The 16,814-nt window shown below is 61.1% G+C and carries 14 protein-coding genes; 7 read left to right on the top strand and 7 right to left on the bottom strand.

Annotation, left to right across the window (positions count from 1 at the left end):
* The first annotated feature begins 33 nt into the window (after positions 1-33).
* Genes RDA78_RS03125 through RDA78_RS03115 form a run of 3 tightly spaced genes read left to right on the top strand, consistent with a single transcriptional unit; the run spans position 34 to position 2,614 of the window.
* The gene (locus tag RDA78_RS03125) at positions 34-1,137 is read left to right on the top strand and encodes a mandelate racemase/muconate lactonizing enzyme family protein (protein ID WP_434053910.1); all 1,104 of its coding nucleotides are present in this window, start codon (positions 34-36) and stop codon (positions 1,135-1,137) included.
* A 14-nt stretch (positions 1,138-1,151) separates the two neighbouring features.
* On the top strand, positions 1,152-1,883 hold the full coding sequence (locus RDA78_RS03120) for an SDR family NAD(P)-dependent oxidoreductase (protein WP_434053909.1): 732 nt from the start codon (positions 1,152-1,154) through the stop codon (positions 1,881-1,883).
* Positions 1,880-2,614 (top strand): SDR family NAD(P)-dependent oxidoreductase, encoded by a 735-nt coding sequence (locus RDA78_RS03115; RefSeq protein WP_434053908.1) that lies wholly within the window; start codon positions 1,880-1,882, stop codon positions 2,612-2,614. Before RDA78_RS03120 ends, RDA78_RS03115 begins: the two co-directional genes overlap by 4 nt.
* Before the next feature lie 11 nt (positions 2,615-2,625).
* Here the strand turns inward: RDA78_RS03115 and RDA78_RS03110 are convergent, their stop codons facing one another.
* Positions 2,626-3,495 carry a LysR family transcriptional regulator gene (locus RDA78_RS03110; RefSeq protein WP_434053907.1) on the bottom strand — a complete coding sequence of 290 codons (870 nt, stop codon included), beginning with the start codon at positions 3,493-3,495 and terminating at the stop codon, positions 2,626-2,628.
* 90 nt (positions 3,496-3,585) lie between these two features.
* Between RDA78_RS03110 and RDA78_RS03105 the strand changes: the two genes are divergently transcribed.
* Positions 3,586-4,608 (top strand): permease, encoded by a 1,023-nt coding sequence (locus RDA78_RS03105; RefSeq protein ID WP_434053906.1) that lies wholly within the window; start codon positions 3,586-3,588, stop codon positions 4,606-4,608.
* 500 nt (positions 4,609-5,108) lie between these two features.
* Here the strand turns inward: RDA78_RS03105 and RDA78_RS03100 are convergent, their stop codons facing one another.
* Genes RDA78_RS03100 through RDA78_RS03085 form a run of 4 tightly spaced genes read right to left on the bottom strand, consistent with a single transcriptional unit; the run spans position 5,109 to position 9,586 of the window.
* Complete coding sequence (locus RDA78_RS03100; RefSeq protein WP_434053905.1) at positions 5,109-6,452, bottom strand: NAD(P)/FAD-dependent oxidoreductase; 1,344 nt, start codon at positions 6,450-6,452, stop codon at positions 5,109-5,111.
* The gene (locus tag RDA78_RS03095) at positions 6,449-7,948 is read right to left on the bottom strand and encodes an aldehyde dehydrogenase (RefSeq protein ID WP_434053904.1); all 1,500 of its coding nucleotides are present in this window, start codon (positions 7,946-7,948) and stop codon (positions 6,449-6,451) included. The genes RDA78_RS03100 and RDA78_RS03095 overlap by 4 nt, the downstream gene beginning before the upstream one ends.
* Before the next feature lie 2 nt (positions 7,949-7,950).
* Positions 7,951-8,856, bottom strand: coding sequence for a dihydrodipicolinate synthase family protein (locus RDA78_RS03090; protein WP_434056094.1), 906 nt, complete (start codon positions 8,854-8,856; stop codon positions 7,951-7,953).
* A gap of 19 nt (positions 8,857-8,875) precedes the next feature.
* On the bottom strand, positions 8,876-9,586 hold the full coding sequence (locus RDA78_RS03085) for a GntR family transcriptional regulator (protein ID WP_434053903.1): 711 nt from the start codon (positions 9,584-9,586) through the stop codon (positions 8,876-8,878).
* Between the two features lie 129 nt (positions 9,587-9,715).
* On the opposite strand from RDA78_RS03085, the gene RDA78_RS03080 reads away from it, so the two are divergent.
* Positions 9,716-10,693 carry a GlxA family transcriptional regulator gene (locus RDA78_RS03080; RefSeq protein WP_434053902.1) on the top strand — a complete coding sequence of 326 codons (978 nt, stop codon included), beginning with the start codon at positions 9,716-9,718 and terminating at the stop codon, positions 10,691-10,693.
* 36 nt (positions 10,694-10,729) lie between these two features.
* Here the strand turns inward: RDA78_RS03080 and RDA78_RS03075 are convergent, their stop codons facing one another.
* On the bottom strand, positions 10,730-11,905 hold the full coding sequence (locus tag RDA78_RS03075) for a mandelate racemase/muconate lactonizing enzyme family protein (protein ID WP_434053901.1): 1,176 nt from the start codon (positions 11,903-11,905) through the stop codon (positions 10,730-10,732).
* Positions 11,892-13,406 (bottom strand): trimethylamine methyltransferase family protein, encoded by a 1,515-nt coding sequence (locus RDA78_RS03070; protein WP_434053900.1) that lies wholly within the window; start codon positions 13,404-13,406, stop codon positions 11,892-11,894. Before RDA78_RS03070 ends, RDA78_RS03075 begins: the two co-directional genes overlap by 14 nt.
* A gap of 95 nt (positions 13,407-13,501) precedes the next feature.
* Between RDA78_RS03070 and RDA78_RS03065 the strand changes: the two genes are divergently transcribed.
* Entirely contained in the window at positions 13,502-14,419 is a 918-nt protein-coding gene (locus RDA78_RS03065) for a LysR substrate-binding domain-containing protein (protein WP_434053899.1), read from the top strand.
* A 192-nt stretch (positions 14,420-14,611) separates the two neighbouring features.
* The gene (locus RDA78_RS03060) at positions 14,612-16,753 is read left to right on the top strand and encodes a methyl-accepting chemotaxis protein (RefSeq protein WP_434053898.1); all 2,142 of its coding nucleotides are present in this window, start codon (positions 14,612-14,614) and stop codon (positions 16,751-16,753) included.
* Positions 16,754-16,814 lie beyond the last annotated feature (61 nt).

Here is a 16,814-nt window from a genome sequence, read left to right as displayed (position 1 = left end):
GTTGCGGCACCACCGCGAATTCCGGACTGACGCATGAAAATAAAATCGGTCGAGATTTTCCGCCACGATCTCCCCGTGAAGAACGGTCCCTACACGATGGCGAATGCCGAGGTTTGGGCCCTTCAGACAACGCTGGTCAGGATTGTCGCCGACAATGGCCTTGCCGGTTGGGGAGAGACATGCCCCGTCGGACCCACTTACGCGGAGGCACACGCATTGGGCGCCCAGGCTGCGCTGCAGCAGATGGCACCTTCGCTGATCGGCCAGGAGGTCAGGCCGCTCTTGTTGAACCGGGCGATGCATGGTGCGCTCAACGGGCATAACTATGCCAAGGCGGCGATCGACATCGCCGCGCATGATCTCCTCGGGAAAACTTATTGCGTGCCTGTCGCCGACCTCCTCGGCGGCGCGGCACGGAACCGGGTGCCGTCCTACTATGCCACAGGGGTCGGAGCGCCGGAGGAGATTGCCAGGATCGCGGCAGAAAAGCGCGACGAAGGTTATCCGCGCCTGCAGATCAAAGTCGGCGGGCGTCCGGTGGAGGCGGACATCGAAACAATCCGCAAGGTCTGGGAAACGGTGTCGGGTTCAGGCATGCGTCTCGCCGTCGACGGCAACAGGGGCTGGACGACACGCGACGCCTTGCGCGTCAGCCGGGAATGCCCGGAGATCCCTTTCGTCATGGAACAGCCCTGCAACCGCATCGAGGACCTTGAAAAGATCCGGCCGCAGGTCAGCCACGCGATCTATATGGATGAAAGCGGCGTCGATCTCGCGACGGCCGTGCGCGCGGCAGGTCTTGGCATCGTCGACGGTTTCGGCATGAAGATCACCCGGATCGGCGGCCTGCAGCAGATGGCAGCGTTCCGCGATATGTGCGAGGCCCTGAACCTGCCGCACACATGCGACGATGCATGGGGCGGCGATATCATCGCCGCTGCCTGCACGCACGTCGCGGCGACGGTCAAGCCCACCCTGCTCGAAGGCGTCTGGCTGGCGGAGCCGATGATCGAAACGCCCTATTCCGAAAACGGCGGCGTTCGAATTCGGCAGGGTCACATCGATCTGCCCTCCGGCCCCGGTCTTGGTGTCGATGTGAACGAGTCCCTGTTCGGGGACCCCATTGCCACTTTCTGACGGAGAAACAGTTCATGCGATTTTCAGGCAAGAAAGTGCTTGTGACCGGATCGGCAGGCGGGATTGGCAAGGTCATCACGGGAATGCTGCGCGCGGAGGGAGCGATCGTTGCTGCGGCTGACCGGGATTGCTCGGATGTTGAAGCCGAGGCCCGGTTGGAGGGGGACCTGCTGGACGCCGCCTATTGCGACGGCTTGCCGCCGGCTGCCGCCGAAGCGCTTGGCGGGCTTGATATCATCATCAACAACGCGGGTGTCATCACCCGTGGCCCGGTGACGGAAACAACGGATGCGGATTTTGAACTCTCGGTAGGGGTAAATGTCGAGGCGCCTTTTCGGATCTGCCGGGCGGCCATCCCGCTTCTGGCCGCGAACGGGGGCGGCGCAATCGTCAACACGGCGTCGTGCTGGGGCGTTCATCCGGGCCCGAACCATGCCGTCTACTGCATGACAAAGGCGGCGATCGCTTCCCTGACCCAGTGCATGGGCCGGGATCATGCCCGCGAAGGCATCAGGATCAACGCCGTTTGTCCGAACGAGGTCGATACACCAATGCTCAGAACGGGGTTCGAGATGCGCGGCTTCGACCCGCAATCGGCTATCGAGGAACTCGGTCAGACCGTGCCTCTCGGCCGGGTGGCAAGACCGGACGACATTGCCGACGTCGTGCTGTTTCTTGCCTCCGATGCGGCCCGCTACATGTGCGGGGCGCTGGTTGAGGTCAATGGCGGGAAATCCGTTTCATGACGCGCTTTGCGGGGAAAGTGGCGCTCGTTACCGGCGGGCGCAGCGGTATCGGACGGGCCATCGCGACGCGTTTGCGCAGCGAAGGCGCGCAAGTCTTCACGGTGCAGCGCGGCGACGATCCCGAATTTGACAACATCTTCGCAGATTTGTCCGATCCGGGGGCGGTGCCCCGCGTGATTGATGAAGTCGCCGCTCGTGCCGGTGGACTCGACATTCTGGTGAACAATGCCGGCATCATGCAGGAAGCGTCGGTAGAGAACATGGAGCTTGACGCCTGGCAGCGGGCGCTCACCGTAAATCTGACCGCGCCGTTTTTGCTGATCAAACATGCCTTGCCGCACCTGAAGGCAAGCCGCGGAGCAATCGTCAATGTCGGGTCCATCGAGGCGATCGGCTGCAACGGCAATCACGCCGCCTATTCGGCGTCCAAGGCCGGGCTCCACGGCCTGACGCGCGCGGTTGCCGTCGATCACGGCAAGGACGGCATCCGCTGCAATGCGGTTGCGCCTGGTTGGATCGACACCGATCTCAATCTCGATTTTGTCAACTCAATGCCCGATCCGGACGCCTTCAGGCGAGATGTCGGGTCGCTCCATCCCCTTGGACGCACGGGCGACCCGGAAGAAGTCGCTGCGCTCGTCGCCTTCCTGGCCGCTGGCGAGAGCGGTTTCATCACGGGTCAGACCTACGTGGTCGATGGGGGCCGGATGACGAGGCTGAGCCTGCCCTGACCGCTCCGTGCTCAGGTGAATGGTGTCGAACGGCCCTGGAACGCGGCACGGATTTCTTCTTTCATGGAATTGATCAGGTCGGCGTCCTGATGCGCGCCCGCACCGATCACCAGTTTGGAAGACGGTGTCGGCACGAAACCCTCTTTTTCCCGCAGGATCGTCATGGAGCGGTCAATCGAGGATTTGCCGAGGACGCCGACGGCGACGCCCGCTTCGACGGCCGCCTTGACGCCGGCGACGCTCTGGCTCGAATAGACCATGCGGTAGGCCTTTCCGGCAGCTGTCAGCGCGGCGATGGCAGCCTCGCGCCACCAGCAGGCACGGTCGAACAGCGCAACGGGCAATGGCTCCAGATCCAGGAGATTTCGGTGCTTGCTCATGACCCAGTGCGTGCTGTCTTCATAGATTATTTCCTCGCCGGGCGCGGGGTTCTGAACCTCGTAGACGGCAAGATCGAGCCGGCCTTTTGCCAGCATCCCGGGAAAGTCAGGGCTCAGGGAACAGGTCACATCCAGTTGGACCTGGGGGTGGGACCGGGCGAAGTTGCCGACGATCTGCGTGAGTTTCGCGCGGCCGTGATCATCGGGAATGCCAAGGCGCAAGGATCCGCTGAGGGGAGTTGTGGCGAGGTCGCGCAGCGTCGCGTCCAGTCTCGCCGTCACATCTCTTGCGACCGGATAGAGCTGTTTGCCCGCATCGGTCAGCACAACACCGCGCCCGTTCCGGTGGAAGACGCTTTGGCCGATGGTCTGTTCCAGCCGGGCGATCTGGAGGCTGATTGCGGACTGGGACCGTCCAATGAGTGTTCCGCCTTCCGTGATGCTGCCGGTTTCGGCGACGGCAAGAAAGGTGCGCAGGAGTTCGCTATCGAGATTGGGCATTGGTTTTCTCAATATCTGGAATTTAAGCTATTCATTTTTCTTATGAAGAAGACACGCTTATCCTGCTGACGTCAATCAGGAGAGCCGTCCATGAACATCTCGCAAACGACCTTAAGCCGCAGCAGGAGCCGGATCTGGCGTCATGCAGCGCTGGCCGCCGTCATCATCATCCCGGTGCTTGTCTGGCCGGATTTTGTCATCGACGGCCTGAGGTTTTCGTTTCTGGGTCTCGTGAGCGTTTCTCCGCTTGTGGTGCCGGGCATCTTGTTGACCGCCTGGATCATGGCGAGCGGCGCCGACAAGATCATCAGCCGGGCATTTGAAGGGCGGATGCTGCGTGCGATTTTTGCCGCTTCCCTGATCGGTGCGATAACACCCGTTTGCGGCGTCACGATCCTGCCGCTTATGGTCGGTCTTCTGGCAGCGGGCGTGCCGCTCGCACCCGTCATGGCATTCTGGCTGTCCTCTCCGGTCACCGACCCGGCCATGCTGGCAACGACAGCAGCAACGCTCGGCCTTGCTTTCGCTGTCGGCAAGACGGTTGCAGCCTTCGGCCTGGGCCTGTTCGGTGGGATCGTCACGGCAATGCTCAGCCGGCACAACGAGGTCGGAAACATCCTGCGCAAAGGCGGGCTGGCGTCCGACCTTGCGGCCGGATCATGCTGTGGTGCCACCTCCTTCGAGCCGCGGGTCTGGCGGGACGAGGGCAGGCGCACCGCCTTTTACCGGCAGGGGGCGGCGACAACGCGCCTCATCCTGATCTGCCTGATCCCGGCCTTCTTCGCCGAATATGCCCTCAACGCCGTGCTGACCCCCGGCTCGCTTGCGCAATATGTCGGAGCCGACAAGTGGTGGGCCATTCCCGCCGCCGTTTTCGTTGGCGCTCCTGCCTATATCGACGGCTACGCGGCGCTTCCGCTGACCCGCGCCCTTGTCGACAACGGCATGGCCCCCGGTGCGGCCATGGCCTTTCTGGTGTCCGGAGGCGTTGTCAGCATCTGGGGCGCCCTGGCGATTTTCCCGGTTCTGAAACTGCGTCCGTTCCTTCTCTATCTGGTCCTGGCGGTGACGGGATCGATGATGGCCGGGTATGCGTTTGGCTGGGTGGTTTGATGGCCGGTCATTGCTGCAGAATCGGATCAGCATTCCCTCTCACCTTCCTTGTCCTTCCGGATCTTCGCTGCGCTTATGCGGGGCGACGATGCAAAGCACCGTACTGCATCGATCAATTGTCATGCCATGGCTTGACCCACTCCTGTCCGGTTTATGACGAAATGGGTCCCGTAGGGCGCGTTTGCGTATGCAGACTTGTCATCCCTGCTGAAGCGCAGTGGAAGGCAGGGAACCAGTAACCCGTTGTTTCTCCCGCTTCTTCTAACCTGAAGTCACACGGCGTACTAGATCCCGGTCTTGCCGCTTACGCGCCAAACCGGGACGACAAATCCGGAAAACAAGTCCTTGTCCCAACTTGGCGCCGGACGGAACACTGCCGCTTTCTCAATGACATAAGTTCGACAAGCAAATTCCAAACCGGACAGCAGTGGGCTTGACCATGGCATCCATGTCGTGCCCGTTCCATTTCCCTCCCGTCCCGTTGCGAGCAGTTTGCAGGCTCATTCCGCCGCAGCGCGCCACTCTTTCCAGCGCAGAACCAGGTTGGCGCCCAGTTCGCGGAAGGGCTGCGGGGGCAGCTTCTTCGGGCGGGCTTCAGCATTGAAATGCCGGGTGATTACACTCGACACGCTGCAGGCCAGCTCAGCGGCACCCATGCCGGTGAGGGTACCGCGTGCCGTCCCGAGACCATTCTGAACGCAACCCGAATAGACGCCCTCTTCCAGTTCCCGCATCACTGCGACCGAGTTCAGGCTGAGGCAAAGATGCCCGGCCCACCGGTACTCCATTTTCATGCCGGAAAGTTGCGGAAACCGCCGGTCGAACTTGCGCTGCATGACACGGGCCGCGCGGTCGAGGCTCTTTTCCTGTGGCCGCATGTCGGGTTTCAGAAGCGCGCAAGTGCGCGTGATGATCCGGTTGCCGCCCTGGCCGGTATCAATTCTTCGCATGGTCGTTCCCATCGGGTCCGACGGGGTGACGCCCCAGCGGGAGGAACCGCCGAGTTTTGCAAGTTGATCCTTATCCAGTTCGGGCGTCATCACCGCGAACAGGAACAGCTGCATCAGGCGGTCCTGTTCATAACCGAAACTTTCCAGATGCCCGTTGACGGTGAGAATGATCTTCTCTGTTGCGACGTGGCCCCCAGGCGTGACGACCTTCCAGGCGGGTCCTTCGCGTTGAAACTGCGTCACCGGGCTGTGCTCGAAGATACGAACCCCCGCCTGCCGTAATCCGCGCGCGAGACCGCGGATGTAACCGGCAGGCTGCAGCATGACGGTTCCCGGCGTATGAAGGCCGGACAGGTAGTGGCGGCTTCCGGTGATCTCCGACATCTGTTTTGCGTCCAGCATCTCGAAGGTCTCACCGAGACCGGCAAGGTGCCTGGCGTAACTTGCGTTGTGCTCGGCCGCCTTGGCGCTTGCCGCACCGTTGATCTTCCCCGCCCGATCGAAGAAATTCGGATCGATCTGATACGCGTCAACCGCCTCGCCGGCGAAATCGATGGCCTTGCGGTTGAGGCTGGTGATCGCCTGATCGTCGCCCGCACTTGCGTAGTCTTCTGAATTCAGTTCATGCGGAAGGTCGATCATGAAGCCGGAATTGCGTCCGGCGGAGCTTTCCGCGATCCGGCAGGCATCCAGGACGACGACGCGCAAACCCGTATCGATCTGCGTGAGGCGGCGCGCTGCAGAAAGTCCGGCAAAGCCGGCACCGACGATCACGACATCCGCTGATGTGGAGCCGGTAAGTGCTTCGGGTTCCGGCTGGTCCGCCAAAATCCGGTTCCAGGCGGCAGGTCCCGCCAGGTCCGGAAGTAACTTGGCGGACCGGATTGCGGTCATCCCACGGCCTCGTCCTCGTCGTCGGAGAGATCAAGCCAGATCGTCTTGAGTTGCGTGTACTGGTCATGGGCGGCGAGGCTGTTGTCGCGGCCGCCAAAACCGGATTGCTTGTAGCCGCCGAAGGGCGTTGCGATATCGCCTTCGCCGAAACAGTTGACCGTCACCGTCCCCGCCCGGATGGCGCGCGCGCCGCGAAGGGCCTTTTTCGTGTTGGCGGTGAAGATCGATGCCGCCAGGCCATATTTGGTGGAATTGGCCAATTCAATCGCCTCATCGAACCCGGTCACCGTCATGACATTCAGCACCGGTCCGAAAATCTCTTCCTGCGCAATACTGGACCCAGCCGGTGCTTCCAGGATCGTCGGTTCGACAAAGGCGCCGTCCTGCGTCCTACCTCCCATGAGCACGGTCGCGCCCGTATCAAGGTAGGAGCTCACCTTGCCGAAATGCGCCGATGAAACCAGCGCGCCGACGCGGTGCTCCGGATCGAGCGGGTCACCCATGGTCCACTCCCGGGCATGGGCAAAGATGCGTTCCAGCAGAGCGTCCTTCACCTCTTCCTCCACGATTAGGCGCGAACTCGCGGAGCAGTTTTCGCCCATGTTCCAGAACGCACCATTGACGACATGCGCCGCGACGCGGTCGAGATTTTCGGCGTCCTTCAGGACAACGCTGGGGTTCTTGCCGCCCATTTCCAGTACAACTTCCTTCAGATTGCTGTCTGCCGCATAACGCAGGAACCGGCGGCCGGTCTCCGTCGATCCGGTGAAGGAGACCATGTCGACATCCATGTGCCGGCCGAGCGGTTCGCCGACATCAGGTCCGGTGCCCGGAACGACGTTGAAGACACCGCGCGGAATACCGGCTTCCATCGCGAGTTCGGCGACACGCAGCGCGGTGAGCGAGGTTTCCTCTGCCGGTTTCACGATCACCGAACACCCTGCGGCAAGCGCGGGACCGATTTTCCAGGCCAGCATCAGGAGGGGAAAGTTCCAGGGCAACACGAGACCGACAACGCCAACGGGTTCGCGCACGATCATGGCAATATGGTCGTCGGAGGCGGGCGACACCTGGTCGTAGATCTTGTCGATGGCCTCCGCATGCCACTTCAGGCAATGGATCGTCTCGGGAACGTCCACGGTTTCACAGTCGAAGATCGTCTTGCCGCTGTCGACACTCTCCATGACGGCAAGCTCGCGCCGGTTGCGGGTCAATAGCTTGGCAAAGCGGATCAGGATGTCCTTACGCTCGGACGGATGCATCCTGGACCAGCGTCCGTCTTCGAACGCTTCGCGCGCCTTCAGAACAGCGAAATCGACATCCGCAGCGCCGCAGGCCGCAATCTCTGCAAGTGTCTCGCCGGTCGCCGGATTGACGGTCGCAAAGGTCTTTCCAGATTGGGCGGGCCGATAACTGCCGTCGATAAACGCGCTGGTGGGCAGGACGAGATTGGCGGCAAGGGCCCGGTATTCTTCGTGTGTCAGAAGATCAGTCATGCTCACGCTCCCGCCGAGATATCTTGGATTGTGGATTTCAAAACCCGGATGACCTGTTCCAGCTGGCGCTTGTCGTCCTTGTTCAGCGCTTTCAAGGGTGGCCGCGGCGGGCCGGCGCGAAGGCCCGTCATCTCGACGCCGTGCTTGACGCACTGGATGAACTTGCCACCCTGTTCCAGAACGCGCATCAGCGGCATCATCGCGGACATGATCCGGCGGCCCTTGGTGAAATCGCCTTCCACGGCGCAGGCCCGGTAAAGGGCGACGTGTTCATCGGGTAGGAAATTTGATCCGGCGCAGACCCAGCTGCGCGCACCCCAGGCGAAGAACTCAAGGGCCTGATCGTCCATGCCGCAGGACATCTGAATATGGGGATAGTCACGCGCCAGCAGGTGGACCCGGTTGATGTCGCCCGAACTCTCCTTGATGGCACAGACATTGCGCGAGCGGCCGACACGGTCGAGAAATTCCTCGCCCATGTTCACGCCCATGCGTCCGGGGTAGTTGTAGAGCATGATCGGCAGATCGGCGGCCCGGTCGATGGTCAGGACGTTGAGCGCGTTTTCCCGCTCGGTCGGCACCGCGTAGGGCGGTGTTGCAACCAGCAGCGCGGCAGCACCGATCTTTGCGCCGCCTTCCGCCAGTGCAATGGAGTCCGGGGTTCGCATGGTACCGGTCCCGACGATCAGCGGCAGCCGCCCGGCCAGTTTCTCATGGGTGAAACGTGCCAGTTCGAGGCGTTCCTCGACGGTCTGGGTATAGTTTTCACCGGTTGATCCGCCGGAAATCAGTCCGTGGACGCCGCTGTCCACCAGGTGGTCGATCACCTTTCCAAGTGCATCCCAGACGACATTGCCGTCCTCGTCATAAGGGGTGACCACGGGCGTGTAGATGCCCTCGAAAGCCATGATGGGTGTCATTGGGTCCTCATGCGGATTTCTGCTTCGGCGGAACGCCGAGCGGTGCTTCCAGTCCGTCCGGCATCACGAACAATTCAATCTGGTCGCGCGACAGCGCCCAATGCTCCAGCGCCAGCTCGGCGGCGCGATCCTCATCGCCGTTTTCGATGCAGGCAATCATCTCGTCGTGCTGAGCGCATGCCAGTGCCAGCCGGTCTTCCTTTGCGCCCGACTTCGGCTTGAAGAACGTCATCGCGATCCGCGTGTGATCGATCAGCAGCCTGTCGAGGCTCGCAAGCAGGTAGCTGTTGCCGGCCATTTGCCCGGTGATGCGGTGAAACTGGTCATTGGTAAGCGCACGGTCTGTGGTGCCGCCCGATTGCAATGCTTCGCGAAAGGCTTCCTGCGCCTCTTTGAGGTCTTCGATCTGGGACGGTCTGGCGTTCTGAACGGCGAGACGCAGGATCGAGCTGTAGATGAGAGGTGCTGCCAGAAAGAAGTCGCGGAGCGTGTAATGGGTCATGTCGGACACCCGCGCGCCGCGGTTCTGTTGCAGCACGACGAAGCCTTCGCCGGCCAGTTGCTGCAGCACCTCGCGCAAGGGCGTCCGCGACAGACCGTAGCGGTCGCACAGCTCTCCCTCTTCCAGTGAACTTCCCGGCAGCCGGTCGAGCGTCAGGATGGCTCGTTTCAGATCTTCATAGGCGAGCGACTTAGCACTGCCGCGCACATTGGGCATGGCACCTTCCCCAACCGATTTTTGTTGACCTGTTTGTATACATGATGAATACAATAGCAACACAAGAATTATACAAAGGCGTCGCCGGGGCTCATGAAGCTGAGGCGACAGAGGCCGGAGAAAAGCGACATGTCCCGCACAACCGACGTCAGCTTTCTTTTGCTGGACGATTTTTCCCACATCGCATTTTCATGCGCGGTCGAGCCACTGCGCATCGCCAACCTGCTTTCGGGCAAGGAGCTTTACCGATGGCGTCTGGTGTCACCCTCGGGCGAGAGCGCGGTCTGTTCCAACCGCACCGTCACCCTCGTAGATCAGGGTCTTGATCCGCTGCCGCCCCGGGGCAGTCTGTTCCTGATCTCCGGCCTCAATGTGGGTGAACGCGCCTCGCCGGAGGTCCTTTCCTTCATTCGCCGGGAGCGGGCGCGCGGCACCCGGATCGGTGCTCTGTGCTCCGGTGCTTTCGTGCTCGCCAAGGCAGGCCTCCTGGACAATCGCCGCGCGGCCATGCACTGGGCGTTCCATGACAGCTTCCAGGAAAATTTTCCCGAGGTGGAACTGGTCCGCAACGTCTTCGTGGCCGATGAAGCCTTCGTGACCGCGTCCGGCGGCACGGCTGCAACAGACCTGATGCTGCATCTGATCGGGGAGACACATGGTCTTGATCTGGCCATGGCGATCGCCGACCAGATGGTCTATTCGGGCGTACGCCCGGCGCATGCGACGCAACAGATTTCGGTTCAGGCGCGTTACGGCATCCGCAATCCGCATATTGCGGAGGCGATCCGGCTCCTGAACGAAAGCGCGCCCTTCTACATGCCGACCTCGGAAATCGCGCGGCGCATCGGCATTTCCACGCGTCAGCTGGAACGGCTGTTCCAGAAGCATCTGAAAATGTCGCCGAAGAAATACGCGATCAATCAGAAGCTGACAAAGGCCCGGAACCTTCTGCTCCAGACCGAGCAATCGATTTCGGAAATTGCGCTCGCCTGCGGATACGAGTCTCCGTCTCATTTCATCCGCACCTATCAGAACCGGTTTGGCGTGACGCCTCACAATCAGCGGGTCTTCGCGCCGGACACACTCTCCGCGCACCAGATCGCGTGATCGGGATTGAAGCCGGGCACGGCCTGCCAGGGGACTTCAATTCAGCGGCAGCCGCCGGAAACGGCCCGGCAGCGCCGGATCGTGGAAGTGATCGAGCGGTCCGTTCTCAACGAAGTGCCGGTGCCAGTGGGCGAGGGCGCTCCGGTCGAGCGTCACGCCGAGCCCGGGATCTTCAGGCACCGCAATCACGTCGTTGGTCTGACGGAACGGGCCGCCTTCGATGACATCGCCGACCTGCCAGCGGAACAGCGACTGGCTCGGTTCGGTTATCCAGGCCATCGCCGCAGACATGTGCAGGTAACCGGCCGTGGCAATCCCTGCATCTCCCGAATAACACCAGAAGCCGACACCCATCGCCTCGCAGGCCCCGATGAAGCGGACAGTTCTGGCAATCCCGCCCAGAACGGCGAAGTTGGTTACGATGTAGTCCGGAGCACCCAGGCTGACAGCGCGGCGGATGTCCGGAACATGGGTCGACATGCGGATCGAGGAATGTTTGCGCAACTCGGCCATCTCCTCGAAAGTCGCGACCGGGTCTTCGTAGTTGCGGATGTCGTAGGGTTCGATCTCCCGGAAGATCCGGATGGCGCTCGGAAGCGACCATTGCATGTTGCTGTCCAACCGCAGCATGGCTTCGGGCCCGAGCGCCGTGCGCAGCGCCTTGACCGTGTCTATCTCCAGCTTCGGATCACCGAGGATGAGTTTGCCTTCGAACATCGTCGCGCCATGCTCCTCACGCATGCGCAGGCAATAGTCGGTGACTTCGCCGGGGCTCGTTTCACCACCGGCGCGAAAGGCGAAATATTCCGTAAAGGGGATTTCCTTTCGCACCGCGCCGCCGAGAAGCCGGTAGAGGGGTTCTCCTGACACCTTTCCGCGCAGGTCCCAAAGGGCAATCTCGATCGCCCCGAACGCCTTCACGACGGAACTGTCATCGGTGTTCTGCACGATCTGCCAGGGCGGAACGCTCAGGCTTTCGCAGCCGGCAATATCGAGCGGGTCCGCGCCGACCAGCCGCGCACCCATCTCTCCGATCGTGGCGAGAACGTCGACCGACGGGGCTTCGCCGAGGCCGACGAGACCCTGATCGGTCTCCACCTCGATGATGGTTTTCGACGTGCCCGGATAGTGACCGCCGGTCCACCACATCGGCTTTTCCAGTGGAATGTTGACCGGTGTAGCCTTGAGACCGGTTATCCTAATACCAGGCATCGGGCAGGTCTTCTTTCCGGCGCGCCACGAAAGCTTCAAGCTCCTCACGCGTCGCCTCGTCCATCGCGGGCGGCTGGTATTCACCCAGCATGGTCTGCCAGCGTTCAAAAGCGCGCTGGCGCATATCCTTCGATCCGCCTTCTTCCCAGCTTTCCACGTTCTCGCTGTCCGACAGCCTTGGTTCATAGAAAGCCGTCTGGTAGTTCCGCATCGTATGCGCCGAGCCGAGGAAGTGTCCGCCGGGCCCGACCTCGCCGTATGCGTCGCGCGCAAAAGCTTCGTTGGACGTGTCGAGGCCACCCCCAAGCACCTTCTGGTAGGAACCGAGCCGGTCGGCATCCATGATCAGTTTCTCAAAGCCCGTGCACAGTCCGCCCTCAAGCCAACCTGCCGCATGCAGGACGAAGTTTGCTCCGGCCAGCATGGTCGAATGCATGCTGTCGACGCTTTCATAGGCAGCCTGGGCGTCTTCGATTTTCGAGGCGGTCAGCGAGCCGCCGCATAGGAGCGGCAGACCGGCCCGGCGCGCGAGCTGTCCGATGGCATAGTTGGACACCAGCGGCTCGGGCATGCCGAACGTCGGCGCGCCGCTCTTCAGGCTCATGGAACTCAGAAAGTTGCCGAGCACGAATGGTGCGCCTTGCCGGACCAACTGGGAAAACGCGCAGACCATCATCGCCTCGGCCATCGCCTGGCAGATCGACGCCGCCGTTGAAACGGGCCCCATGGCGCCGGACAAAATGAACGGCGCAACGACGATGCCCTGCCCGCGCCCGCAATAGACGCGCACAGCTTCACTCACCACCTTGTCCACCAGCAGCGGCGAGTTGGTGTTCACATTGCCCATGATCACGCATTCATGCTCCATCACCGAGCGCCCGAAGACGATCTCGGCCATGGCGACGCTGTCTTCCGCCCGGCCCATTTCGGTGATCGCGCCGAGATGCGGCTTGTCGCTCAGTGTCATGTGCGCGAACAGCATGTCGAGGTGGCGTTTCGACACCGGCACGTCACAGGGCTCACAGGTCACGAACCCGCCGTGATGCAGATAGGGGTGCATGTAGGTCAGCTTCACGAGTTTCTCGAAGCTGTCCATGTCACCGTACCGGCGTCCGCCCTCAAGGTCGCGCACGAAGGGGGATCCGTAGACCGGTGCAAACACCTGGTTGGCACCGCCGATGGTGACGGTCTTTTCCCTGTTGCGCGCGAGCTGTCTGAATTCCCGCGGTGCCTTGCTGCAGAGCGAGCGCACAAAGGCCGCATCCGCGCGAACGAGATCTCCCTCCAGCCGCGCACCGGCGTCGCGCCAGATACGCAAGGCTTCGGGATCATCCCGGAAAGCGACGCCAACCTCTTCGAATATCCAGTCGACCTGGGCCTCGAGCGCCGCGATCTGCTCCTCGTCGAGGATGTTGATCTGAGGCAACACACGCCTGATGAACGGGGCGTCCGGTTTGCCTGTCACACTGCGTCCGCGCGCTGCGCGTGCACGTCTCGCCATGGGTTTGCCTTTCACGGAACCTGTCAAGCAAATCTAGTTCGTGCTTGGGATCTTGTGACGATTGAAAAATACACCAACTTGCATAAACTGAGTTTATGCAAAGCCTTTGGAAAGTCGTCGGATCTCCGCGCTATCTCCTCATCTTTGAGGCGGCGGCGCGACATGGATCCTTTACCCGGGCGGCATCGGAGCTCAACGTTCAGCAGCCGGCCGTGAGCGCAGCGATCAAACAGCTTGAACAGTCCCTCGGCACACCACTGTTTCTCAGATCACACAAGAGGGTCGAGCTGACGCCTGTCGGGGCAGGCTACTACGCCGAGGTATCGAAGGGCCTGCACCAGATCCTCGAGGCAACCCGCACCGTCCAGTCTGAAGCCAGGAGTGCGATCGTCACCCTGTGCGCATCGACAGCCTTCAACACCTACTGGATGATGCCGCGCCTCAGGACCCTGCGTGACCTTCATCCGGAGATCGACCTGCGTCTGCAATCGAGCGACCGGGAACCGGATATCGACGATGAGGGTATTTCGCTCGCCGTCCGGCGTGGAGACGGAGACTGGCCGGGGTGTCATGCTTTCCTGATCGCGCCCGAAGTCATCTATCCGATTGCCAGCCCGGGATTGATGGCACAAACGGCTGTCCTCCGGAGGGAAGACATTCTCACCGCGACACTGATCCATCTGGAGGAGCCGGTGCGCGAGCGGCCGGGTTGGAAAGACTGGTTCGAGGCACAGAACTGCGCTGTGTCGATACCACCGTCTGGTCTCAGGCTGAATGACTACGCGCTTGTCCTGAACGCCGCGATATCAGGAGAAGGCTTTGCCTTCGGCTGGAACCATCTCGCGGCGGATCTTGTCGCGAACAACCTGCTTAGCGCCCGCCGGGAGTGGAGCTGGCACACCGGCATGGGTTTCTACCTGGTGTGGTCGAAGGCCCGTCCGCTCAGCGAGAATGCAGAGCGCGTCAGGAACTGGCTCATTTCCGCAGCTGGCAGCGGGTTAACCGCGAATTGACTGGCACGCGCCGGAGGCAAGCAATCGTACCATCGCGACCGCTCATCCACTTGTTCTCATGCATGTGCGGAAGTTTGCGCAAAATGCATCAACAATAGTATTGATGCAGCATAATCAAATAAAACAAGTTTAATATTTTGTAAATCAAAAGAAAAGATACATATATTTACAAATATTACTTGGAATCATCAGATGACTCGTTATCTTTCAAAGTTGAGTTTTCGCCTGCCGGCAATCATTTCTGGCTGTGCCGTTCTGGCCGCCGTCTTTGTGGGGGCTCTGGCCTACTGGTTCAGCGTTTCGAATATCGAAAAACAGGCGGACGAACGCTTGACTGCTCTGGCTAGTGCCCGTTCAGCGGGCCTTTCGAACTACCTTGAAGGTATCGGGCAGGATCTGACCGTTACTGCCGCGAGCCCTTTGGTCAGCGCTGCTCTTTTCGATTTTGAAAGCGCCTGGAAGACAATTGACGGCAATCCGACGGCGGTTCTCCAGAAGGCGTATATTCACGACAATCCGCATCCCCTCGGAGAAAAGGATGCTCTGTCGAGTGCCGGAGAGACGCCCTATGACGTCACCCATGAGCGGTATCACCGCTGGTTCCGCAAAATGCTCAAGACCCGCGGCTATTATGACATTTTCCTGTTTTCGCCGGATGGGTCGCTGATTTATACGGTTTTCAAGGAACTGGATTTCGCAACAAATCTCATGACCGGCGAATACCGGGACTCGGACCTCGGCAACGCGTTTCGTGCGGCTCTGAACGGCGACGGTGATAGCTTCCATTTTTTCGACTTCAAGCCCTATGCGCCGAGCGCCGGCGCACCCGCGAGTTTCGTTTCGGCTCCTGTCACGCGCGATGGTGAAACGCTCGGTGTTCTGGTCTTTCAGATGCCGATCGACAACATCAATGCCGTCATGTCGGATCCATCCGGATTTGGGGAGACGGGGGAAGCCATCCTGATCGGACCGGACAGGCTTTATCAGAACGACTCCGCAAAGACACCCGATTCAAACGACATCCTGAAGGCGCGTCTGGACGGTGATGTCGTCACCGCTGCCCTTTCCGGGCAAGTCGGTCATGGCCGCCTTGACGGGTTTCGCGGGCAGACCTTCATCGCTGCCTCTGCACCGCTTGAATTTCAGGGGACCAAGATGGCTGTTGTTGCGGCTGAAGCAGCATCGGAAGTCTTGTTGCCGGCCAGGCAACTGGGTGTTCAGATCGCCGTTATCTGTGCCGTCATCCTGGTCATCATGATGGGGGTCGGTTTGGTTGCCGCGCGCGCGATCACGGTGCCCAGCGGCCAGTTGGTTCAAAGCGCCGTCAGGCTTGCAGGCGGGGACGTCGATGTTGCGTTCGCCGAGGCGAAGCGGAAAGATGAGATCGGCGAGATCGCCTCGGCGATTGCCGGCTTCCGCGATGGCGTCGCCGAACAGGCCCGCCTTGCCAGTGCGCGGGATGAGGAAGAGCGGCAGGGCGGCGAACGGCAACACCGCATTGAAACCCTCATCGCCCGTTTCAGGGAACAGTCATCGGACATCATTGCTGCTGTTGAAGCCTCGATGGACGGCATGCAGACAAACGCGTCTGACCTGATGAAAACCGCCGGGACCGCAGCTGGAGAAGTCGCTGATGCGGCAACGGCGACAACGCGCGCTTCCGGCAACGTCCAGACAGTCGCCGCCGCAACCGAGGAGCTGTCGTCTTCAATCTCCGAGATCGGGCGCCGCGTGGAAGAAACCACCAGGGTGATTTCCGATGCGACCGGCCGGACGAAGATCAGCACGGAAAAAATGGAAATGCTGTCGTCAGGCTCTGCCCGTATCGGCGAGGTGATCGACCTCATCCAGGGAATTGCTGAACAGACGAACCTGCTTGCGCTCAACGCAACGATTGAAGCTGCGCGAGCGGGCGAGGCAGGCAGGGGGTTTGCCGTTGTCGCTGCCGAGGTGAAGGAACTGGCAACGCAAACGTCCAAGGCAACGGATGATATCTCCAATCAGATCTCCGAAGTCCAGGCCGCGACGGAACAGGCCGTTGCGGCCATTCAGGGTGTTGCCGAAATCATGGTCATGGCCAACGAGAACACGGCAACCATCGCTGCCGCAGTTCAGGAGCAGGACGCGGCGACGGGAGAAATCAGCCGGAGCGCTGCGGAAGCGTCGAGCGGCACGACCGCCGCAAGCGACAACATGTCCAACGTCAGCTCCGCCGTCGAAGTAACGTCCACGTCTGCCCGCACCGTTGATGAGGCAACGCGGGAGGCCTCGGCGAAACTCAAGACACTCAACAGCGCGGTCGCGGATTTCCTGAACGAGGTCGCTGCGGCGTGACGGCGAACGGACGCTCCGGCATCTGCTCTTCGGGATCTCGGTGTGTGCAGCTGTTTTCACA

Source organism: Roseibium sp., from assembly GCF_051016195.1.
GTDB lineage: Bacteria > Pseudomonadota > Alphaproteobacteria > Rhizobiales > Stappiaceae > Roseibium.
Note: the sequence above shows the minus strand (reverse complement) of the source record. Positions and strands in the feature narration are given on the sequence as shown.

Excerpts from the sequence above, each read along its gene's own strand:
- RDA78_RS03080 (WP_434053902.1), top strand. The coding sequence starts at position 9,716 with ATGTCCCGCACAACCGACGTCAGCTTTCTTTTGCTGGACGATTTTTCC.
- RDA78_RS03090 (WP_434056094.1), bottom strand. The coding sequence starts at position 8,856 with ATGGCTTTCGAGGGCATCTACACGCCCGTGGTCACCCCTTATGACGAG.
- RDA78_RS03060 (WP_434053898.1), top strand. The coding sequence starts at position 14,612 with ATGACTCGTTATCTTTCAAAGTTGAGTTTTCGCCTGCCGGCAATCATT.
- RDA78_RS03085 (WP_434053903.1), bottom strand. The coding sequence starts at position 9,586 with ATGCCCAATGTGCGCGGCAGTGCTAAGTCGCTCGCCTATGAAGATCTG.
- RDA78_RS03115 (WP_434053908.1), top strand. The coding sequence starts at position 1,880 with ATGACGCGCTTTGCGGGGAAAGTGGCGCTCGTTACCGGCGGGCGCAGC.
- RDA78_RS03075 (WP_434053901.1), bottom strand. The coding sequence starts at position 11,905 with ATGCCTGGTATTAGGATAACCGGTCTCAAGGCTACACCGGTCAACATT.
- RDA78_RS03125 (WP_434053910.1), top strand. The coding sequence starts at position 34 with ATGAAAATAAAATCGGTCGAGATTTTCCGCCACGATCTCCCCGTGAAG.
- RDA78_RS03095 (WP_434053904.1), bottom strand. The coding sequence starts at position 7,948 with ATGACTGATCTTCTGACACACGAAGAATACCGGGCCCTTGCCGCCAAT.
- RDA78_RS03105 (WP_434053906.1), top strand. The coding sequence starts at position 3,586 with ATGAACATCTCGCAAACGACCTTAAGCCGCAGCAGGAGCCGGATCTGG.
- RDA78_RS03120 (WP_434053909.1), top strand. The coding sequence starts at position 1,152 with ATGCGATTTTCAGGCAAGAAAGTGCTTGTGACCGGATCGGCAGGCGGG.
- RDA78_RS03100 (WP_434053905.1), bottom strand. The coding sequence starts at position 6,452 with ATGACCGCAATCCGGTCCGCCAAGTTACTTCCGGACCTGGCGGGACCT.
- RDA78_RS03070 (WP_434053900.1), bottom strand. The coding sequence starts at position 13,406 with ATGGCGAGACGTGCACGCGCAGCGCGCGGACGCAGTGTGACAGGCAAA.
- RDA78_RS03110 (WP_434053907.1), bottom strand. The coding sequence starts at position 3,495 with ATGCCCAATCTCGATAGCGAACTCCTGCGCACCTTTCTTGCCGTCGCC.
- RDA78_RS03065 (WP_434053899.1), top strand. The coding sequence starts at position 13,502 with ATGCAAAGCCTTTGGAAAGTCGTCGGATCTCCGCGCTATCTCCTCATC.